Source organism: Acinetobacter sp. Colony158, from assembly GCF_019264745.1.
In the GTDB taxonomy this organism is placed as follows: domain Bacteria; phylum Pseudomonadota; class Gammaproteobacteria; order Pseudomonadales; family Moraxellaceae; genus Acinetobacter; species Acinetobacter ursingii.
Map to the genome: position 1 here is coordinate 2,808,632 of NZ_CP078523.1, position 22,490 is coordinate 2,831,121.

At 37.0% G+C, this 22,490-nt stretch carries 21 protein-coding genes; 7 read left to right on the plus strand and 14 right to left on the minus strand.

Translation table 11 applies throughout. The features are described 5' to 3' along the window. Positions 1-14 precede the first annotated feature (14 nt). Positions 15-635 (plus strand): class I SAM-dependent methyltransferase, encoded by a 621-nt coding sequence (locus tag JR005_RS11505; RefSeq protein ID WP_218665089.1) that lies wholly within the window; start codon positions 15-17, stop codon positions 633-635. Here JR005_RS11505 and JR005_RS11510 read toward each other — a convergent pair whose 3' ends face one another. Then, positions 636-2,078: a phospholipase D family protein gene (locus tag JR005_RS11510; RefSeq protein ID WP_218665090.1), complete on the minus strand. Its 1,443-nt coding sequence runs from the start codon at positions 2,076-2,078 to the stop codon at positions 636-638. It lies immediately after the preceding gene. Positions 2,079-2,369: 291 nt separating this feature from the next. On the opposite strand from JR005_RS11510, the gene JR005_RS11515 reads away from it, so the two are divergent. Both JR005_RS11515 and JR005_RS11520 read left to right on the plus strand, forming a co-directional pair. Then, positions 2,370-2,645, plus strand: coding sequence for a metal/formaldehyde-sensitive transcriptional repressor (locus JR005_RS11515; protein WP_004987776.1), 276 nt, complete (start codon positions 2,370-2,372; stop codon positions 2,643-2,645). Between the two features lie 19 nt (positions 2,646-2,664). Then, entirely contained in the window at positions 2,665-3,774 is a 1,110-nt protein-coding gene (locus JR005_RS11520) for an S-(hydroxymethyl)glutathione dehydrogenase/class III alcohol dehydrogenase (protein ID WP_218665091.1), read from the plus strand. 60 nt (positions 3,775-3,834) lie between these two features. On the opposite strand, the gene JR005_RS11525 is transcribed toward JR005_RS11520, so the two are convergent. After that, positions 3,835-5,436 carry an ATP-binding cassette domain-containing protein gene (locus JR005_RS11525; protein ID WP_218665092.1) on the minus strand — a complete coding sequence of 534 codons (1,602 nt, stop codon included), beginning with the start codon at positions 5,434-5,436 and terminating at the stop codon, positions 3,835-3,837. A gap of 589 nt (positions 5,437-6,025) precedes the next feature. On the opposite strand from JR005_RS11525, the gene JR005_RS11530 reads away from it, so the two are divergent. Beyond that, a complete protein-coding gene (locus JR005_RS11530) occupies positions 6,026-7,096 on the plus strand; it encodes a 3-deoxy-7-phosphoheptulonate synthase (RefSeq protein ID WP_218665093.1) in 1,071 nt (356 codons plus the stop codon). Between the two features lie 49 nt (positions 7,097-7,145). On the opposite strand, the gene gcvH is transcribed toward JR005_RS11530, so the two are convergent. The 10 genes from gcvH to JR005_RS11580 form a co-directional block, all read right to left on the minus strand. After that, positions 7,146-7,520: a glycine cleavage system protein GcvH gene (gene gcvH / locus JR005_RS11535; protein ID WP_004987771.1), complete on the minus strand. Its 375-nt coding sequence runs from the start codon at positions 7,518-7,520 to the stop codon at positions 7,146-7,148. A 72-nt stretch (positions 7,521-7,592) separates the two neighbouring features. After that, entirely contained in the window at positions 7,593-8,618 is a 1,026-nt protein-coding gene (locus JR005_RS11540; RefSeq protein WP_218665094.1) for an AraC family transcriptional regulator, read from the minus strand. Between the two features lie 105 nt (positions 8,619-8,723). After that, complete coding sequence (locus JR005_RS11545; RefSeq protein ID WP_218665095.1) at positions 8,724-9,164, minus strand: MaoC family dehydratase; 441 nt, start codon at positions 9,162-9,164, stop codon at positions 8,724-8,726. Between the two features lie 2 nt (positions 9,165-9,166). After that, positions 9,167-11,011 carry an ABC transporter ATP-binding protein gene (locus JR005_RS11550; protein WP_218665835.1) on the minus strand — a complete coding sequence of 615 codons (1,845 nt, stop codon included), beginning with the start codon at positions 11,009-11,011 and terminating at the stop codon, positions 9,167-9,169. Positions 11,012-11,023: 12 nt separating this feature from the next. Then, on the minus strand, positions 11,024-12,289 hold the full coding sequence (locus JR005_RS11555) for a mechanosensitive ion channel family protein (RefSeq protein ID WP_218665096.1): 1,266 nt from the start codon (positions 12,287-12,289) through the stop codon (positions 11,024-11,026). A gap of 139 nt (positions 12,290-12,428) precedes the next feature. Next, positions 12,429-12,965, minus strand: a complete 537-nt coding sequence (locus JR005_RS11560; protein WP_004987765.1) for a DUF2058 domain-containing protein — start codon at positions 12,963-12,965, stop codon at positions 12,429-12,431. Between the two features lie 14 nt (positions 12,966-12,979). Next, positions 12,980-13,654: a YoaK family protein gene (locus tag JR005_RS11565; RefSeq protein ID WP_218665097.1), complete on the minus strand. Its 675-nt coding sequence runs from the start codon at positions 13,652-13,654 to the stop codon at positions 12,980-12,982. 22 nt (positions 13,655-13,676) lie between these two features. Further along, positions 13,677-14,873: a serine/threonine transporter SstT gene (gene sstT, locus JR005_RS11570; RefSeq protein ID WP_004987761.1), complete on the minus strand. Its 1,197-nt coding sequence runs from the start codon at positions 14,871-14,873 to the stop codon at positions 13,677-13,679. 141 nt (positions 14,874-15,014) lie between these two features. Then, positions 15,015-15,329 (minus strand): ArsR/SmtB family transcription factor, encoded by a 315-nt coding sequence (locus tag JR005_RS11575; protein ID WP_004997954.1) that lies wholly within the window; start codon positions 15,327-15,329, stop codon positions 15,015-15,017. Between the two features lie 506 nt (positions 15,330-15,835). Next, positions 15,836-16,399 carry a TetR/AcrR family transcriptional regulator gene (locus JR005_RS11580; RefSeq protein WP_004997953.1) on the minus strand — a complete coding sequence of 188 codons (564 nt, stop codon included), beginning with the start codon at positions 16,397-16,399 and terminating at the stop codon, positions 15,836-15,838. 314 nt (positions 16,400-16,713) lie between these two features. On the opposite strand from JR005_RS11580, the gene JR005_RS11585 reads away from it, so the two are divergent. Continuing rightward, positions 16,714-17,571: a hypothetical protein gene (locus JR005_RS11585; protein WP_218665098.1), complete on the plus strand. Its 858-nt coding sequence runs from the start codon at positions 16,714-16,716 to the stop codon at positions 17,569-17,571. A 15-nt stretch (positions 17,572-17,586) separates the two neighbouring features. Here JR005_RS11585 and JR005_RS11590 read toward each other — a convergent pair whose 3' ends face one another. Then, positions 17,587-18,282, minus strand: a complete 696-nt coding sequence (locus tag JR005_RS11590; RefSeq protein ID WP_218665099.1) for a D-Ala-D-Ala carboxypeptidase family metallohydrolase — start codon at positions 18,280-18,282, stop codon at positions 17,587-17,589. Positions 18,283-18,412: 130 nt separating this feature from the next. Further along, complete coding sequence (locus JR005_RS11595; RefSeq protein ID WP_218665100.1) at positions 18,413-19,411, minus strand: NAD(P)H-quinone oxidoreductase; 999 nt, start codon at positions 19,409-19,411, stop codon at positions 18,413-18,415. Positions 19,412-19,739: 328 nt separating this feature from the next. On the opposite strand from JR005_RS11595, the gene JR005_RS11600 reads away from it, so the two are divergent. Both JR005_RS11600 and JR005_RS11605 read left to right on the plus strand, forming a co-directional pair. Continuing rightward, positions 19,740-20,939, plus strand: coding sequence for an MFS transporter (locus tag JR005_RS11600; protein WP_218665101.1), 1,200 nt, complete (start codon positions 19,740-19,742; stop codon positions 20,937-20,939). 342 nt (positions 20,940-21,281) lie between these two features. Continuing rightward, positions 21,282-22,490, plus strand: a complete 1,209-nt coding sequence (locus tag JR005_RS11605) for an efflux RND transporter periplasmic adaptor subunit (protein WP_218665102.1) — start codon at positions 21,282-21,284, stop codon at positions 22,488-22,490.

The following is a 22,490-nucleotide window of genomic DNA, read 5'->3' on the forward strand; positions in this document are numbered from 1 at the left end:
CAAAGAGAAAAAAAATGAATATCGATGTTCCAAGTCCAATAGATTTAAAAAAATATCAGGACGCAAAACAGTGGGAGTTAACGGCAAATCTTAAGCGACCGTGGCGTTATGATTTTTTTGATTATTATGCACAAAAAATTGCGCAAGGTACTGATGCTCAGTTAAAAGTTTTAGAGCTAGGATCAGGGCCAGGATTTTTAGGTAAGTATTTATTAGAACGTTTACCTAATATTCAATATACAGCCTTTGATTTTTCAGAAGTCATGCATACGCTAGCTTTGCAAAAGCTTAGCCCAAATGAATCTCAACGAGCGACTTACTTGTTGGGTGATTTCAAGCAAGCAAACTGGCAAAAGAGCCTAGACCAATTTGACTATATTATTATTCATCAGGCTTTACATGAATTAAGACATAAAAGCCATGCATTAGACTTCCATAAGGCAGTAATCAGTTTACTCAAACCGAAAGCAACTTATTTTATGTGTGATCATCTTTTTGCTGAAGATGCGATGCAAAATAATGAGCTGTATATGTCTAAAACTGAACATTTATCAGTCTTAAAACAGGCAGGCTTTATTTCCATTGATATTCAATTAGAAATACAGGGCTTATGCCTATTTGAATGTAAAGTCTAATCACATCATCCATTCAATAGGTAAGCAAGCCATAAATTTCATTACAAGACGTTGAAATTTTGTGGTTTTAGTGTCATGAGCGTATTTTATAGTTTCACCATTCTCAAGATATTCTGTCCAGATCACATTGCCTTGTTGATCCAGACTCAACTCATAGCATGTTAATGGCAAAAATTTGTCAAGATCATCAGTAATATTTTGTTGAAGTTCTTCAGATTCAACAACCAATCCAACTTCAGTATTAATATGCGCAGAACGTGGATCAAAGTTGAATGAACCGATAAACACTTTGCCTTCGATATCAAAAAATTTTGCGTGTAAGCTTGAATTACTTTTTCCTTTAGCAGGTATCACTCGACCAGTTAGTTTTTCATACCATGTTGGTTTTTTTCTCGGAATAATGGATTTTAACTCGTAAAGTTTGACGCCACTTTCCAGTAAAGCTTGACGATATTTACTATAGAAAGCATGGACAATGGCAACATCATTTGCAATGAATGAATTGGTTAAAATGCGTATTTTTATGCCTTGTCGACTTTGCTTACTTAAAAAAGCTGTACCTGAGCGAGTGGGTACAAAATAAGCAGAAACCAATTCTAGATGATTTGAAGGGTAGCCCATAAGCTGAGCAATTTGATGATAAATTAATTCATCCTGTCTCGATTCACCTAAAATTTTCTGTGGAACATCTGCAACGAAATAAGCTTTCTTCCATCGTAATGAATAATTTTTTAATATATTATCTAATTCACTTTGAGCTTCATAAATTTTCTTTTCAACTGGCGTATCAATTTCATTGAATTGCTTAAAAAGCTGTTTTAGTTTTGATTCATCATTCGATTTTGTAGCCCCGACAAAATGTCGAATAGGTAGACTTAACGAGAAATTCCAGAAGTTTTGAAATACATCGACCGCATGAGTGACAGCAGTTCCATAAAAAAGAATATCCAGATCAAAAAATTGAAATTCGTTACCAGCTTCAAAATATTCGCCACTAATATTACGCCCGCCTGTGACAGCAATACAATCATCAGCAATGATCAGTTTATTGTGCATTCGATGATTAATTGCTTTTGCTCTAAATAAGTAATCTAGTACACGTAACTTTCTGAATTTGTAAGGATTAAATAGGCGAATTTCAAAAGCTGGGTTGTCTGAAAGTGCCCGTAAAATAGGATCGAGTCCATTTCCGTTTTGATCATCGATCAGTAACCGAATCTTAATCCCTCGGTTTGCTGCCTTGTATAACTCATTCAACATGAGCTGACCAATAAAATCGTTATTCCATATATAATATTGTAAATCGAGAGTTCGCTTGGCGTTCCGAATCAAAAAAATTCGTGATGCAATACTAACAAAAGCATCATCTAAAGCGACATAAGCGGTTAAACCTTGTTCTATTTTTTTTACCGCATCTTGATCATTTAACCAGTCAAAGTTCATAAGTCTGTATCTCTCAAAATATTTCTTATCATATTCAATCCGTCATAAATTTTTATTACAAACATTTGTCTCCTGTTATTTGGTTTTCTATTTTAGAAAAACGCTATTTTCAGATGGTGAGGATATATCTATATGATATTGATATTTCACATGTAAGATCAGATATTTAGTTGTTTTTTTGTAGTCATTTAATAGTTATATCTAAAATTTTATTGTCCATTTGCTTTATTGTTTGAATTAATAGATATACTATACTGGGGTATAGTATAAAAGATGCAAAAGAGAGGGCTTATGCCTAAGCAAATTGAAGACAAAAAGAAAATTATACTTCGCCTTCGCAAAATTCAGGGTCAAGTTCAGGCCATTGAACGTGCACTCGAAAATGACACTTCATGTAACGCAATTCTTCAACAAATTTGTGCAACACGTGGTGCGATGAATGGTCTAATGAATGAAGTGCTGGAAATCCATTTCAAAGACACTCTAGTTGAGGGAGAGACGACAGAACAACAGCGTTATGAAGAATTAGCTGAGATTACCAAAATTCTGAAATCTTATTTAAAGTAAATACAAAAGGAGAGAAAGCATGAAATCACGTGCTGCTGTTGCATTTGGTCCAGGTCAACCCTTACAGATTGTAGAAGTGGATGTCGCTCCACCCAAGGCAGGTGAAGTCCTGATCAAAATCAGTCATACAGGAGTTTGTCATACCGATGCATTTACTTTATCGGGTGATGATCCTGAAGGTGTATTTCCTGCCATATTAGGGCATGAAGGTGCTGGTGTTGTGGTTGAAGTCGGTGAGGGCGTTACCAGTGTCAAACCCGGCGATCATGTGATTCCACTTTATACAGCTGAATGCGGCGAGTGTTTATTTTGTAAGTCAGGCAAAACGAACCTATGTGTTGCTGTTCGTGCTACACAAGGTAAAGGTGTTATGCCAGATGGTACGACACGTTTTTCTTATAATGGCGAGCCCATTTATCACTATATGGGATGTTCAACCTTCAGTGAATATACAGTGGTTGCCGAAGTTTCTTTGGCAAAAATTAATCCTGAAGCGAATCATGAACAAGTTTGCTTACTTGGATGTGGTGTCACCACAGGAATTGGTGCAGTGCACAATACTGCTAAAGTGCAGGAAGGTGACAGCGTTGCAGTATTTGGTCTAGGGGGGATTGGACTGGCGGTGGTACAAGGTGCACGTCAGGCTAAAGCAGGTCGCATTATCGTAATCGATATGAATCCAGACAAGTTTGAACTGGCGAAACAATTCGGCGCAACAGATTTTCTTAATCCTAAAGATTATGACAAGCCTATTCAGCAGGTGATTGTAGAAATGACAGGTTGGGGAGTCGATCACTCCTTTGAATGTATTGGCAATGTCAATGTGATGCGTTCGGCACTTGAATGTGCGCATCGTGGTTGGGGACAATCTGTGATTATTGGTGTCGCGGGCGCAGGTCAAGAAATTTCAACACGTCCATTTCAGTTAGTCACAGGGCGTAAATGGTTAGGAACAGCTTTTGGTGGTGTAAAAGGCCGTAGCCAATTACCAGGTATGGTTGAAGATGCGATGAAAGGCGACATTCAGCTTGAACCATTTGTGACCCATACCATGCCACTTGATGAAATCAACCTTGCTTTTGATTTGATGCATGAAGGTAAGTCAATCCGTAGTGTGATTCACTATTAACCAAGCTCGTGTATTTCTGATCTGAACCGACACAACGAATACACATAAACAAGAGCGTCGTCACGACGCTCTTTGTTCATTTAAAAGAGCTGCAATCTTGACTTCATGGATGATTCCACATTGTTTTACAAAATAATCGTCATGAGATACTAATATAATTGCGCCATTAAAACTTTGAATTGCTTTTGCTAGCAGTTCTCTAGACTCTATATCAAGATGGTTTTCTGGTTCATCCAATAGTAAAAGAACAAATGAATTTAATGGATGAGCCATAGCAATTAAAGCGACTTTTAATTGTTCACCACCACTCAATTCGGCTAATGGCTGTAATACTTTATCTCCACGCAATCGTAATTGCCCCAGCAAATTTCTCCAAAACTCTGCGGTTTGATCTGGGTTTAAAGCCATTAAATTTTCAAGTGCTGACAGCCGTTGATCTAAAAAGCTAAAGTTTTGATCTAGATACAAGCTACGACTTAAACTTAAAGAATCATGATTTTCATTTGAAAAATCTCTAGATAAAATTCTAAGCAAAGTAGATTTTCCACTTCCATTTTCACCTACCAAATGAATTTTTTCTTTGGACTGTAAAGAAAGATTGAAGTGAGCATTTTGTAAATAGGGATGAGGCGTGTTTGCTAATCTCAAAATTTCACCTGATTTTTGAACATCAGATGAAAATTCAAATTGCTGCGATTTAACGGTTTCTAGTCGCTGTTTTTTATTACAAAGCGATAACTGTTCCTGATGTAACTGACGCTGTTGTTGTCGAATAAGTTGCCCCGATTGTTGAGTTGCCTGCTCTCGTTTAAAATCCAAAATGACTTTCGCTTGTGATCCTGTTTTGCGTCTTTTGTTTGCGCTAGCCTGTCTTTTTTGATTCTTCATCAAAGTTTGATGTTGTTGAACAACCTGTTGCTTGAGTTGACGTTTTTCTTGCTCAATATCGTGTTCAAGAGCGTGACGTTGTAAGGCTGATTGTTTTGCATAATGGGTGTAGTTTCCAGAAAAATGGGAAAGACCAAACTCATTAAATTCCAAGATATGCTGCATTTCATCTAATAACAAACGGTCATGACTAATAATTAAAGATCCCATGGTATGCGCTTTTAAACATGAAATTAACCATTGTCTACTGATACAATCCAGATGATTACTGGGCTCATCCAATAAAAGATAATGATCCTTCAAGGCAAATAAGCGACATAAAGCCAGTTTGGTTTTCTGCCCTTCACTCAATAAATGTACAGAAAAGTTAAGATCAAGGGGTAATCCTGCCTGTTCTAATTGCTGTTGCCATTCGTGAGGTAAGTGCCATTTATCTTCGACCAGATCGTAATCCTGAAATGAAGCTGTATTATTTTCGATCCGTTTAAAAGCATCAACTAAATCTTCAATATCCAATACTTGAGCAATGGTATTACCCCTTAGTCGGTTGAATTGAGATAGATATGCGACAGGACATTGCCAATGAATCTGTCCAATAAAGCTAAATTTGGAAACTTGCGCCAAACACTGCATTAAGAGTGATTTACCTTGACCATTACGACCAATGAGGCCGGTGCATTGCTGTATGGGAAGATTAAAGTGAAGTTGATCAAAAATATTTTTGGAATGAATGTCTAAGCTAAGCTGCTGAATAATACATGCCTGTTGGGTCATAAGACCTCCTCATACAACAGGATGTACAAAATAGAAAATAAATAAAAATAGGTAAAACGACAAAGTAGAAGTCTATTTTGTACATCAATTACAAAAAAGTGAAATTGATAAAAATAGGACTTACTTCATTGGCAGAAACTCGATTGAGCAAAAAGGGGGAATGCTCATCTTAATGCTTTGTATATTTATTCGTCAATAAATAAATTATGAAAAACACTTGTCAATTTCCCAAACACAGAGTATGTTTGGAACCAAGATATGTTTTATTTAATTGAAGTAGCAATGTTAAAACAACCTATGATCAACAACGCTTATAATTACTTTTGGCAATTTAAATAGTTGCCTGAACGCATTCGGGCAGCAAAATGGTTGCCCTTCAAGTTAATACCTGATCGGCAACCCCGATCAGGTTTTTTTTATATCTATTTCATACCTTTATTTTGGAGATGTGCCGTGTATAACTTGATGACTTCATATTTTAGCAATGTTTATTGGTTTTACTTTAGTCAAAACCTACAACTGAATAGACCCACATCGCTCAAATAAATGATCGGACTGAAAATAGAGTCAGTCCAAAGGAAATAGTTAAATGAATGCGCTCAATAAAACTTTAATTGCACAAAATACTTCAAAAGAAATTTCACTGAGTTTACCCTCTGAATTAAAAGCGGAATATCCGCTATCTTCTACTTTTGCCAAACAAATTACAGAACATCGTCAAACCATCCAAAATATACTTTTAGGCAAAGATTCACGATTAATGGTGATCACTGGGCCGTGTTCCATTCATGACCCTGTATCTGCATTAGAATACGCAGCAAAATTGATCAAATTACAAGAACAGGTTAAAGATCAAATTTTTCTGGTCATGCGCGCTTATATTGAAAAACCACGCACAACAGTCGGTTGGAAAGGCTTTTTGTATGATCCGAATCTTGATGGATCATCAGATTTGCAATTGGGTTTGGAAAAATCACGCGCTTTATATTTACAGATCATTGAAATGGGTTTACCGATTGCCAGTGAAATTCTAAGCCCTATGGCAACAGCTTATTTTGATGATCTTTTGGCTTGGGGAGCAATTGGAGCACGTACTAGTGAATCACAGATTCATCGTGAAATTTCCAGTCATATGCCGTACGCAATTGGTTTTAAAAATGGTACCGATGGTTCAATCCAGATTGCACTAGATGCGATTCAATCGGCGGAAAATGAACATCAATTTTTGGGAATGAATCAGCAGGGATTACCTGCAATATTACAAAGCAAAGGTAATCCATTGGCACATTTGATTTTACGTGGTGCCAATCATGGCCCGAATTATGATCTCAGTTCGATCGAGAAAATTAAAGCCGACTATAGCAGCAAATACCAAGGTGATTTGCCTCCATTGGTGATAGATTGTAGCCATGGCAACAGTTCAAAAGATCCGATGAAACAACCTGAAGTATTAAAGCAAATCATTGCAGAGCGAACTGTTAGCAACGTTCGTGGTGTTATGCTAGAGAGTCATTTGGTCGACGGTCAACAAAAAATTTCATGCAATATGACCTATGGCCAGTCAGTCACAGATGGTTGCTTGGGTTGGGATAAAACTGAAGCTTTATTGTTAGAGATGGCTGATCAACTGAGTCAAAGCACATTACGTCAATCTGCTTAAATACTGAAGAACCATCTCCCTTATAATTGTGGGAGATGGGTGATTTTACTTATAACCCAGCTTCGTATTCAGTATTGGAGAGAAGTTGCTCTACATCTGCGATATTGTCTGGTTTAATTTTATAAATCCAGCCTTTACCATAAGGATCATCGTTAATAAAATCAGGATCATCTTCAAGCGATGTATTGACTTCAATCACAGTACCAGAGACTGGTGCATGAATATCTGATGCGGTTTTAACCGATTCGACTACACCTGCTTGAGCACCCGCAGTGAGATGACTTCCAACTTCAGGAACTTCAACATAGACAAGATCACCAAGTGCATCCTGAGCATGATCACTAATCCCAGTGACTACAAGATCACCCTCAATTTTCGCCCATTCATGCGTACTCGCATATTTCAATTCAGAAGGATGATTCATTGCAGCTCCTTAACATCCAAAGTTTGCTTATTTTGAAAGTGGTTATACAGGTTTTTAAATAAAAATAAAAGCTTATAAATACGGGTCTTTGCGCCAGTTACTTGGGCTTCGTCCACTCCAGCGTTTAAACGCTCGGCTAAAATTTGCAACATCGGAGTAACCCAGTTCATCAGCAATTTGCTCAAGACTATAATCTGTTCTTGAAAGTAGGGAGGTTGCATGGCGATACCGAACTTCATCGACCAAAGTTGAGAAAGAAGTTCCTTCGGCTGCAAGCTGACGTTTTAAAGTCCGATCAGACATATGTAAACGTTCAGCAACGCTTTCAATGCTTAAATAATGCTGTTCAGAATGAGTTAAAATATCGCGGACACGCATAGCCAAACGACGGCGTTCACCTAATGCAGATAGTTCAGATTCACATTGATTAATCGCAATCTGACTCGCAATCGGGTCGGCATTCACCATTTTTAATCCCAAATATTGCTTATCAAAACTAGATATGAGATGCGGTTGTTCAAAACGCATATCGATATTCATTTTATTCAAATATTTATCGAAACCTTCAGGTTTTTGAAAATCCAGATCTACTTCACCTGTTAATTCTTCATTACCCGTCAACGCTTTAGCCATGCTCATGATGCCAATGGTCAATGCCAGAATAATTTCAGTTCGCAAGGGTTCAAGATCAAAATCACACTGTAATTGTAATGTTGCTTTCGGCCCAAAATTAGAGAAGTAAAGCTGTAAAAAGGGCATACGTAATTGAATAAAACGCGTTGCTAAAGCCAAAGCATCGGTAATATCATGCGCAGTCATAATGGCATAACCAATAAATCCATGAATGGAAATACGCATCTGATTGCCAAGATGATAACCCAACGTCGTTTCACCTGTTAAACGCAAAGCATGTTTAACCAATTCATTGGCAACATGAATAGGAATCCGATATTCGGGATCGGCCAATTGCTCGCTGGTTAAATGAAATGGAGCAAATAGGGTTTGATCGTTATATCCCCAACGTGACACGACGTCTAATAGCAATAAGCCATAAACGCCTGGTATTCCTTGTTCTTGACGAGCTGAATTAATTTTCATTCGCTATCCGTGGCTTTACATTTGCTTCGTTTAAACTGTTACATCTTGGCATGAAATTTAAAATAAAAATACTGAAATTGTTGGACAAAATTTCATGCCTATCATTTATACATTTTTCCTAAAAACGACAATTTTAGTGGTCGAGATCAGTAATACATCACCGTTTTGATTCAATGCTTGTGTGATATAGCTCACAATACCACGATCATTTTTAGTTTTTGAAGGCACAATTGCAGTAATCTCAACTTCAACATGGATTTTATTGCCAGGACGAGTAGGACGGGGCCAACGTAAACTTGATTCTGAACCAATTAAGCCACCTTGAATAGGAAAGCATTCTGTCCATAATCGCATGGTGACAGCCGCAGTATGCCAACCACTAGCGGCTAATCCCTGAAAAATCGGACTTCCTTTTGCAGATTCTTCATCTAGATGAAAAGGTTGGGGATCATATTGACCTGCAAATTGTTTAATTTCGTCGATACTCATTTCATATTCACGGCTAATGAAACGATCCCCAACGTTTAAATCTTCCAGATACAGCATTATTATTTGTCCTCAACTTCATGTTGTTCAACTAAAAAACCGCCCGTTTGACGTTTCCATAACTGGGCGTATAAACCATCTTGTTCAATCAATTGTTCATGCGTACCTTGTTCCACAATTCGACCTTCATCCAAAACAATTAAGCGATCCATTTGGGCAATGGTGGATAGTCGATGTGCAATCGCAATCACAGTTTTATCTTGCATCAGTGCATCAAGGCTAGATTGAATCGCAGCTTCGACTTCTGAATCCAGTGCACTGGTGGCTTCATCCAAGATTAAAATAGGGGCATCTTTTAAAAATACTCGTGCAATCGCAATACGTTGGCGCTGACCACCTGAAAGCTTGACACCGCGTTCGCCTACATAAGCTTCGTAACCTTTACGACCACGCATATCGGTTAATTGTGGGATAAAATCCTCAGCTTGTGCCTTTTTCACAGCTTCATAGATTTCTTGCCACGTCGCATCAGGTTTGCCATATTTAATATTTTCAGCCACGGTACGATGCAAAAGTGAAGTATCTTGAGTGACCAACGCGATATTGGCTCTTAAGCTATCTTGGGTTACATCTTCAATGTTTTGTCCATCAATCAAAATACGACCTTGGTTGAGGGTATAAAAATGTAAAAGCAATTGAATTAGTGTTGATTTTCCTGCACCTGAACGACCGACGACACCAATTTTTTCACCTGGGCGGATATTAAGATTAAAATGATCGATGACGTTCTTTTTATTGTAGGCAAAACAGACATCCTCAAATTTAATATTGCCTTGGCTCACGATTAAAGGTTTGGCATCTGATTTATCTTGAATATTCACTGGCTTGCCAAGCGTTTGCATCCCGTCTTGGATGGTACCGACATTTTCAAATAGCATGGATGTTTGCCACATCATAAATTCTGACATGCTATTGAGCTTTAAAATCATGGCAGTGGTAGCGGCAATAACCCCCAAACCCGCCTGACCATTCAGCCATAACCATACAGCAGTTCCAATCACGCCAATAAATAATACTGCGCTTAATAGGGTAGTAATGACTTCAAATAAAGTACCTAAACGCATTTGGCGAAACACAGTTTCCATGAATTCAATCATGGATTCTTTGGCATATTGACTTTCACGACCTGCATGTGCAAAGAGTTTTACGGTTTGAATATTGGTATAAGCATCGGTGACTCGTCCTGTCATTACCGCACGTGCGTCGGCTTGTTCTTCTGAAACCTTGCTCAGACGAGGAACAAAAAGCCATGTACTTAAAATAAATAAGCCGAGCCATATCGACAATGGAATCAGTAAAATTGGCGAAACTGCGCCCAGTACTGCACTAATGGTTATAAAATAGACAATGACATAAACCAATATATCGCCTAAAATCATCCAGAACTCACGTACAGCCAGAGCAGTTTGCATGACTTTGGAAGATAAACGTCCTGCAAAGTCGTTATGAAAAAAATCGAGTCCTTGTTGTAATAACAAGTTATGAAAACGCCAGCGTAATCGCATCGGAAAACTACTAAATAAAATTTGATGTTTTACGATGGACTGCAAACAAACAAATAAAATATTGGCAAAAAGTATAAGCGTTAAAATAATCAGATGTTGCGTATGATTTTCCAGAAAATTACTGGGTTGACTTTGGCTAAGCCAATCGACCAAATGACCAATTTGTGAAAACAGTAAAGCTTCAAAACTGGCTGCGCCTGCTGCACATAGAATCAATAAAAGCAGGAAAGGACGAACGCCTTTGGTCGATTGCCATACAAATGCAAAAAAGGAAGTAGGCAATGGCTCGTTTAAATTTGTTTCAGGATAGGGATTAACCAGTTTTTCGAACCATTGCAGCAGCATAATAGTCTCTTAATTTTTTTGCGTAAAATTCTCAACGATTATACCCGATGATAAAGATTTCACATCAGCACCTGAAGGTGCTTGATAAATTCTTAATCCAAATTCTGGAATAATTGCGAGTAAATGATCAAAGATATCTGATTGTATCGCTTCATAGGCAGTCCATACAGTGGTATTTGTGAATGCATAGATTTCAAGTGGCAAACCATCACTGGTCGGTTGTAATTGACGTACCATTAAGGACTGATTCTGCGCAATTCCAGAATGTTGTTTTAAATAAAACTCGATGTAGGCGCGAAATGTACCAAGATTGGTTAAACGACGCTGGTTATATACGGTCTGATTGCTCAGCTGATGATTAAAATTTTCCAGTTCAGATTGCTTGGTGTCTAAATATTGATCTAGTAATAAAAAATTCTTTAACTTCTCTTGTTCATGTTCAGTCATAAAATGAACACTGCTTTGGTCAATAAATAATGCTCGCTTAATGCGTCGAGCACCAGCTTCACTCATACCACGCCAGTTTATAAAAGTATCAGTAACTAGCTTATTGGTTGGAATGGTGGTGTATGTTTTGTCAAAATTCTGTACGGTCACCGTATGTAATGACATATCAATGACATCGCCATCCGCATTGAGTGATGGCATCGAAATCCAGTCGCCAATACGTACCATATCGTAGGATGAAATCTGAACACTGGCGACCAATGAAAGAATGGTATTTTGAAAGACCAACATTAAGATGGTTGCCATTGCACCAAAACCCGCCAGCAAGGTAAATACATCTTTTTTGAGGAATGTACCTAAAACCATCAAAGCGCAGACGATGAAAATCATCAACTTAACCAGCTGTAAATAACCTTTAATTGGTTTATTTTTAGCGTTGGGATTGCGTTGATAAACCAGATTAAAGATGTTCAGCATTTCGCTGATCGCAAGGGCAATGGTTAAAAAGATAAAGGCTTGCGATGCCATCTGTACAAAAATAATTATTTTTTCAGATAGATGGGGAACAGTGGTAATGCCATTCATAATGACAATCGCAGGAACAATATTGGCAATACGACGAATCACACTATGCTGTGCAAAAATGGACTGGTTTGCGGATTTAATTTTGCTGATGAGTTTGCGAATACCACGAACAACCACTTGTTTCGCAACAAAATTGGCAATTATCGCTAAAAAAATAAGGATACCGAGTGACGTCAACATCTCAAGCCATGGATATTGGTTAATCCAGTTTTCGACATCACGGAAAAGCTTTAAGAAATCCAAACCTTTACACCTTTGTACAAATGAATAATTGTGTAGAGTGTAAAGGCTTGGCTTTGTAACATTGTATAAAGATACTTTTTTTATACGATTTAAATCAGACTTTTTACAATAATAAAATCAAATATTTAACTCAGTAGATTTACCACATTAAATCGTCTGGAATAACATAAGCCGCGTATGGATCTTCCTCATCGGTGGTTTGCTCATTGCTTTGAGCATGATTGACCAGAATGAATCCTTCCATCTTTTGATTAATTTTATCAGCCAGGGCTTTAGGCAAATAGGCGTAGCTTTCCTGATCCTTTGCAATCACTAAACTACCAGACACTAAGGCATTATAAATAGTCTGAGAGATATAGACCTTTTTGACTTTGTTGTCGTCAATAAACTGGTAGGCGATATCACCTTCAAATTCTTTGATTTTATGTTGAGAAATCATCTGAATAATAGCTGCTTTTAATGCTTTTTCTTCTAACAGACGCTGTTTTTCCTGATTGAGTGCTTGATCCTTTTCAAGCTTGTCGAGCTTATTCTTTTCAATATTCGCTTTTAACTCGGCTTCATTACTTTGACCCGTGCGGTGTTCGTGTTGAGTTTGTTTATTCAACTTTTTTGCTTTTTTATTATCGACTAAACCTGCTTTAAGCAGTTGTGCCTGTAGTGCATTTTTAACCATAACTATTTCCAAAACTATTGATGCAAAGAAGAATGACGAAGATAAATGAACCAGTAAGCGATACTGAGAATCAAACTTAAAGTTGCAGGAACTAAAAAGGCCTGAATAGAGAGTAGCGGATGGATCAGCGTGGCAGCGACTCCACCCAAAAAGAATCCGATTAAAATCAGCAAATGCAAAGTAATACGGCGTTTATCTAGCGGTAAACCTCGTGCTTTATAACCAAGAGCCAAACCAATATCGGTGAGAACTCCCGATAAATGTGTGGTACGAATAATTGTACCTTTGTAATGACTCACCATCGCATTTTGTATTCCCATGGCTGCACATGCCCAAAGTAGCCCATAACGAGGGAAATATGGAAGTAGCAACCACGAAATAAAAATAAATAAAGCGACTAGACTTAGTGGAATACCATAGCGACGACCTAACTGGAACTGACTATTTCCAAGTATAAAGCCACTATAAAATGAACCAAGTACGAAGCAAATAATAACAAAAACCAGATAAATAATATTATGGACTTTCCAGTCTACCAAATCCATTGCCAACATACTGACATTGCCGGTCATGTGAGAAATGGATTGATGCAACACCGTAATCAATGATAACACGTTAATCATTCCAGCATTCATCGCGAGTAAAAATGCTGCAAATTGCACCCAATTTGGTAAACTTTGAAAAGGCATAAGACCTCAACCTGAGCGATAGTTATTTTTTTGATGCAATATCAACCGCTGCTGTAAATATCACATCTGTTGATGAATTCAGTGCAGTTTCGCTTGAATCCTGTAATACACTAATCACCATGCCAATCGCAACGACTTGCATAGCGACATCAGAAGGAATACCGAATAAACCACAGGCTACTGGAATTAATAATAATGAACCGCCAGCAACACCTGAAGCACCGCATGCTGATACTGTAGCAACAATAGATAGAATAATCATAGTAAGAATATCAACATGAATACCTAAAGTATGCACGGCTGCCAGCGTTAATACCGTAATTGTCACTGCCGCTCCGGCCATATTAATCGTGGCACCAAGCGGGATAGCAACACTAGCGGTTGCCTCATTTACCCCTAAACGTTTGGCCAAATCTAGATTGACTGGAATATTGGCTGCTGAGCTTCGAGTAAAAAATGCAGTGATGCCACTTTCTCTTAAACATTTCAGCACGAGAGGGTACGGATTTGAACGAATCACGATTGCCACTAAAATTGGGTTGATGACCAAAGCGACAAAAACCATAGTCCCTAATAAAACCGCAATTAATTGAGCATAATTTTTTAAAGTTGCCAAACCTGCATCGGCAAATGTCACTGCAACAAGACCAAAAATACCCAACGGCGCAAAACTAATCACCACTTGAATAATTTGATTCACCGCTAACGATATATCTGTCAAAACTTGTTTAGTTGTATCTGAACTATGTCGTAAAGCAATACCCAAGCCAACAGCCCAACCCAAGATGCCAATAAAGTTTGCTTCAGCAATCGCTTGCACTGGATTTGCTACGAAACTCAGCAGTAGATTTTTTAAAATCTCACTCAGGCTACTTGCAGGCTGTAGCTCGGTTTGAGCATCGGCATTGAGATACAAAAAACTTGGGAAAAAATGACTGGCCACAATGGCACATAAGGCAGCTAAAATCATGCCAACAGCGTATAAAATTAGTATAGGTCTTAGATTGGCATTATGACCCACTTTAAAATTGGCAATAGAGCTCATGACCAACACAAAAACTAAAATGGGAGCAACCGACTTTAATGCTTTAATAAATAACTCGCCAAGTAAACTTAAATAAGGCGTAAAACTTGGGAAAAATACAGCTACAAAAAAACCTAAAATAATGGCAATCAATATCTTGGTAACAAGACTCAGACGAGAAAAAATCGATAACATAAACAAGCCTTAGCGACATACAGCTAAATCAGCAAAAAAAGTATTTTATACAGAATGACCTTGAAGCTTAAGTTTTTTTTAAAAGAGTTCAAAAATATACTGAATTTAAAGACAGTAATATACTGATATACAATAAAAAAACTAAATTATTACGGGACAATAAAGACGATAAAGTGTGCCTAAAACTTCAACCATTTTTTGGTCTTTGATCGAGTAAAAAATCTGCTTGCCTGCACGACGGGTATCGACCACTTCACTTTTACGTAACATCATTAACTGTTGCGAAAGTGTGGGTTGCGTAATGTGGGTTCGTTCTTCAATCTGAGATACGTTGAGTTCTTCTTGTGCAAGATGGCACAAAATTAGTAAGCGGTCTGTATTCGCCAGAGACTTTAGAATAGTGACAACCTTATCGGCTGAATTTCTCATCTGCTCGATTTGGAACTCTTTTTGCATCATTTTACCCTCAATTTTACCGCGGGCATTAGTATAGAACGAATGCATCCAAATGACGTGAAATAAAATCTTAACATAATTAATTTTACAGGAATTTTATAAAAATAATAACGCTACTAAATCATAATTAGAGCAAATTATGAGTGAATGTAGAAAATCTAAAAAGATGTCATTTGAAAAAAAAGTTGTGCTTTTCTAGAACTTATTTATAATAAGAAATATTCATACAGACCTGTATGTATAACTTTATAATAATTTTAGATTGTTAAGTTTGATAAAACAAAGAGAGGGTACAAGCATGAAAATCAACATCATTATGTTTTCTAAGATTAGTACATAAATCTCCACGTATATGTACTAATAAATAAGAAGGCATAATTTAATTATGCACATTCAACTTTTTAAATAAATTTATTTTATTGATAAAGTTGCTTAGGTTTCAGACGCAAGCGTGAAATAAAACAATGATAAAAATAAAATAAGAATATCAATCACGCTTTATTTCTTTACATTTGTCTTTCAAATTCAATCAAACGTTCAACGCGCGCCCAATACTCATCAATATCAACTGAATCTTTATCAATTTGCGCTTGCATGGTCATCCCATCCAAAATACTCACCAATAGATTGGCAAGAGAGGCGGTTTTTTTTATTTGAAGATGCTGCAATAAGTCAAGAATTGTACTGGTCAACCATTCTTTATATTCAAGTGCTGGACGAATGGTGGAAGGATAGATTTTAAAGACTTCTTCGACTGCTTTTTGAAACATACAGCCATTAAAATCATCAGTATGAAACCATGCCGAATACCAAAAATAAATCGCTTTAATTCGACCTAGAAAGTCATTTTGATCGCATGCGTCTAATGACGCAGTTAGAGATTCTTGTAAATTCATATTACGTTGATCTAAACATTCTTCGATTAGTCTGGCTTTTGAAGGAAAGTATTTATAAAAAGTCATTTTAGCAACACCTGACTCTTGAATAATACGATCTACACCAACTGAGTTATAGCTATTGGCGTTAAAAAGACGTAAGGCGGTATGAATAATGTCATCTTTTTTCGACATATTTTTGGATTCCTGCTAAATACATCATCATTTGGCGTACAGCGGCGATAATTAGATAATTTAGTAAATAATTTCTACAGTATAACATTTAAGTTAAAGCTTAAATGAAAATGTGATAAAAATTTAACCACTTAGCGTGGTTTTGTCACGTTTATAAGATAATACAAACGATCAGTTCAAATAGCCGATTTTCTTCCGTCTGATTTGCCATAACTTACTTATTTTTAAAATTTTTTATCGTGCATCGAGTTTGACTATAGATCAGTTATTTGTTTTTTTATATACTGAATACTCTGTATATGAAGTATAAGTCCATGATTCAGAATCTTTCATTTACGCAATCTGAACACTCACGTACTGAAGCAATTGCTTTTATTCAAAATGCGATCCCAGTCGATATATGGACATCCAATACAGAGTTAGTGAAACAGTTCAAAGTAGAGATTGATCAGCATGCTTTATTTGAGCACGACATTTTAAAAAATCTGAAAGCACAACAGTTAGATCTACAACAGTTAAAAATAATACATATCAATTACTTAAATTGTATCGTGAAAATTTTTACCGATGCCTTGAGTATGCTGATTTTTCAAGCACATCAGTTGGAAAATAATTCAAATATTTATACTCAAAATCGAATTTTATCCAAAATTTATGCACGTTATTTGCTTTCCCTTAATTTACTGGATGAATTAGGATTTGATACTGCGCAGCTTGAGCAAAGTTCTGCTGCGAAGTCTCATCTTGCTTATTATTTAAAAATTTTGGAAACCTTTGGTGCAGATCCTCTTTCTCAAAACAATATCGAATCTGAAGCCTTAGAGGTTCAGAATTTTATTCGTGAACACTATGACAATTACTTAGCGTTATTAGTTATTTTATCGATTACTGAAAAACAGGTCATTATTTTTAGTGAAGCTTTGCATGTTAATCTGAAAAAATTTGGTGAAATGTTTGATCAGGGCTATTACGCATGTCACGGTTTTGCCAATGATCAGGATAATCTAGCCAATGATGATAACCATGCAAATGATCTTTGGTCACTGTTCATTCAGGCGATTCATCCCGAAAATGAATCAGAATTACGTGACATTGCCCAGCGTTATTTAGCACTTTGGCAAGCTTTCTGGACAAAAATGTACCAAATCACTCGAACTCCAGTAAAAATATAACGGCACAACTTTTTCTTAAGGGATGATCTCTGCGCAGATTGAGCTGTGCCAGCTTAAATCAGGTCCCCAAGTTCGAAAGCCTTTGGTATCGATATGAATTTGACCTGTACTGTAGACGCCTAAACCCATATTATATTTTTGTCCTTCAGTTTGCCAAAATTTGCACAGTTTTAGCTTACTATTTGCGATGTCGATGCGATCACTTGCATTGGGAAATTCTGGACCTATGCGAAAGTCAACTGCTGCATTTTGCATATGACTCGATGACTTCGTTCCATTTACACAGCTATTTAGAGTAGGGGAACGATAGCTAGAGGTCAGTTCGAAATCATCCAATATGCCATTTTTGACTAAATGCGATAACAAATTTAGAGTTGGAACAATATTCGGCCATACATTCGGTTCTGGCACATCGTATTCATCATAATGGCATTCTTGCCAACCCCGCGCTGAACGGAAAAACTCAAAATCTGGAGCAACGAGTTGTACACCTTGTTGCTTTAAATAGTATTTATAACTTTTCACTCGATCGGCATTGCGCGGATGTGCAATCCAGACAAAATAAGAAACAGGCGTATGTTTATGTAATTTTTTAATTTCCGGAGTTTTAGCAATATTTTCAGGAAATGAGGTTCTTTGAGGGGATTGGCTACATGCGGTTAATCCTAAGATAAAAAGACTTGTACTCAATAAATATTTGACAGAAATCATGTAGGCATCTTAAATCTTGAATATTGTTATAATATAACACTTGTTCGTTCGCAGAAAAAATTTTCCTTTGCACTTGGTTCAGAATTTTATTTGAATAAAAGGGAGGTTGCGTTCCTCCCAACGTTATAAACTAGTTTAGTTCCAAGACAATTTTACCAATATGCTCACTTTGTTCCATGCTTGCATGTGCTTTCGCCACATCTTCAAATGCAAAGGTTTTATAAATAATAGGAAGACTTTTACCTTGTTCTAATAATGGCCAAACCGTTTGCTTTAATGATTGAGTAATCTCAGCTTTTTCTTGATCAGTTCGCGCGCGCATGGTTGAACCTGTGACTTTGGCACGTTTTAAAATAAGTTGCTGTAGGTCAAATTCTTTTGCGATACGTCCCCCCATAAAACCCAGAATAACCAAACGTCCATCTCGTTTAAGCAGATTCATATTTTGGGTAAAGTATTTCGCACCCACAATATCCAAAATAACATCAACGCCTTTTTGCTCTGTTTTTTCTAAGACAATTTTTTCAAAATCATCTTTTTTGTAGTTGATTGCTGTACTTATCTCGCTAAGTTCATCAACTTTCGCATCAGCTCCTACTGTACAAAAAGTCTGAATACCCAACGCATGGCAAATGGAGAGAGAGGTTGTTCCGATTCCGCTTGCACCACCGTGAATCAAGGCAGTTTCTCCAACTTTGAGTTGACCAATATCAAATAGATTTGCCCACACTGTGTAATAGGTTTCAGGAATTGCTGCTGCCTGAACAAAATTTAAATTTTCTGGAATAATTAGCGTTTGAGTTGCAGGTACGATGCAATATTCTGCATAACCACCACCATTGGTGAGTGCACAAACTCGATCACCAATTTTAAAATCTCGAACATTCTCACCAATCGCTGCCACAATCCCTGCCACTTCAAGTCCAGGAATCGGGGTAACTCCTTTAGGCATAGGATAGAGTCCTTTACGCTGCAATACATCAGGACGATTGATTCCAGCAGCTTTGACCTGAATCAAAATTTCATTGGATTTCGGTTGAGGAATCTCAGCTTCAACAATTTTTAAAACTTCAGGTTCACCCGGTTGTGAGATTTCAATATGTCGCATAGTGTTTGGCAGGGTGGTCATGGATAACTCCTTTATAATCTGAAAACTTCATAAATTTATGTTAAATTTATGAAGTTTATAAGCTATTGATTAAATATGAAATTTAACGTTTAAGGATTAGTCTACATCGTCTATTACAATTAGTCAGGAAGATATATTGAGATTTTCATACGAATTACAACAGATGATTTTGTTATTAAATTTGCTGTTGGGTACATTTTGAGTTCTTTTATCTGCGATAACGACCATCCAAAGATGATAAATCACTTTTAAATGATAATAATTATCATTATAATTAGAGTTGAAATAATTTAAAATCATGCGAAATTAAAGATAGGTCAGCTAAAAAATGAATAATATGAAGGCGTTATTTTTAAGTTATATGCTACTACAAATGGCTTTTATGATGATTTTACCAGCCATTGGACCAGTGATTAGGACACAAGGTCTCCAAGAATGGCATGCAGGTTTGATTGTCAGTCTTTCAGGTTTGTTCTGGATGCTCAGTGCAAAATTCTGGGGACAGCGTAGTGATGAGTTGGGACGTAAAAAAGTATTATTACCGCTCACATTGGGTTTCTTTATCTTTTATTTGATATGGGCTGTTTTTATTGGTTACACACTGCAACACCCCTTAAGCATTTTAATCATGTTACTGGTGATGCTGATTTTGCGTTGTATTATTGCTGCTTTTTTCTCTGGGATCAATCCAGTCATGGTGGGTTATATTGCAGATCATTATGCACCTGAAGAACGTGCGTCAAAGATTGCTATGCTTGGTGCAGCGGCGGGTATTGCCATTTTTTTAGGGCCTTTTATCGGAGGTTTATTATCTGGTTTAGATCTAAGTTTTGCTTTTTATTGTGCAGCAATTTTACCTTTATTTGCCTTGATGTTGACTTATTTTAAAGTGCAGGAAAGCGACAGACAGGTTTTAGAGCTTTCTGAGAAAACATATCTAAAAATGACCGATTCACGCATCTGGTTTGAAGTATTGGTGATGTTCCTCACCATGAATTGCATTTTTACTTTTAATATGTGTATCGGTTTTTTTAGCAAAGATCATTTAAATTTGGCGACACAGCAACAAAGTGCGACTGTTAGCGGAATGACACTCAGTGCTGTCGGTTTGACTTTAATTATCGTACAAGTTTTGATTTCCAGGTTAAAACCTAAACGTCATCTATTCCTACTTGGCATAGGAATTTTATGCATGGCGCTTGGAACGATTTTATTTACACTTACTCAAGGTTTATTTTTCTTTATCTTCAGTGCTGTGATTATGGGTATTGGGGGCGGTTTAATTCTGCCGATGATCAATACCATGACTTCACTTGCTGTTGATGCCCATGAACAAGGGGCTGCATCAGGACTCATTTCTGCGGCACAAGGCCTGTCGATGCTGGTTTCACCATTGATTGCAACGTTGCTTTATCACTATAAAAACGAATTGCCTTACTGGATTGCTGGGATTCTATTACTGTGTTCTCTTATTTTTATTCCAAAACGTGTCAATGTTCAGAATAAATGGCTGATATCGGATCAATAAAAGTTCATTGATCATGAGACTTCTTTCATCGTTATTTAAAAACCCCTTTTATTTTCTGCCATCGCTAGAGATAACAGGGGCTTATGAAAGAGAATTTATAATCAATAAAAACTCAAAATAAAATTTAATTGGATTTTTTCGAAAAATTTAAGCTATTTTTAATAATAATGAGAATCATTTATAAAAATCATATACAATTGCTTACACGAAAATTGATCCTTTTTTGCGGGTTCAAACGTCTTAGTTAATATAAATACCAATTTCATCCATTTCAACACGCTTTTAAGGGGAAGCAGGATGAAAATAATTTGATCAATATGGATACCGATTTAAGTGAATGTAATGATAGAACAACCGTTGAATGTTGAAAAAAAATCTCAAACTCTCCCAAAAAATACAAAATGGTTTGTGCTATTCGCAATTGTCATATTGTCGATGGCATTGGCAATTTACTGGTGGAAATCGAATCAAGTTCCAACACAGGAATATAGCCAGTGGAGTAAACCAGTACCTGTACGTGTAATCCCTGTACAACGAAATGATATGCAATTTGAAATTAAGGCGATTGGAACTGTTGTTCCCACGCATCTTGTTAAAGTTCAAAGTCAGGTTTCTGGTGTTTTACAAAAAATTTATTTTAAAGACGGGCAATATGTCAGCAAAGGGCAACTTCTGGCTCAAATTGATTCAGCACCCTTTAATGTTGCTTTAGCTCAGGCAAAGGGAACCCAACAGCAAAACCTGGCTCAATTGCGTAATGCTGAAACTGAATTAAACAGATATCAATTACTTTTTAAACAAGATTCGATTGCCAGACAACAAGTTGAACAGCAACAAGCGTTAGTGAATCAGTTAAAAGGACAAATTCAGGCAAATCAGGCACAGGTCGATGCAGCAAAGTTACAACTTTCTTATACCCGAATTTATGCGCCCATTGAAGGTCGTGTCGGTTTTAAACAAAAAGATGCGGGAAATTTAATCCAAGCCAATGAAGAAGCAGGTCTAGTCAGCATTACACAGGTACATCCAATTTATGTCCAGTTTGCGGTCGCAGAAAATTATCTGGACATGTTGCGAGCTTCTGTGCAAAAGGGTCAGAAAGTTCAAGTTACTGCGTGGGATCGCTCAGAAAAAAAACAGCTTGCGACAGGATATGTGGAAGCACTTGATAATCAGATTGATACCCATACAGGGACTTTAAAACTCAAAGCTATTTTTGAAAATCTCGATGATGCGTTATTTCCAAATCAATTTGTCAATGTCCGTTTAAATGCTCAAACCATTCAAAATGCAATCAATATTCCCACAGATGCAATTCAAAACGGTGCTAAAGGGGCTTATGTTTATATCATTAATAAAGACAATAAAGCTGAAATTCGCATGCTTAAACTGGGGATGAGTTCGAATGGACAAACAGAGATTTTAGAAGGATTACAAGGCAATGAGCGAGTCGTTTTAGAAGGAATAGACCGTCTTTCTGAAGGTAAAGAAGCTCAAGTTGTTCAAGATGAAAAAGCGCCATCTGCAACAACAAAAACAGCACGTGGTTAA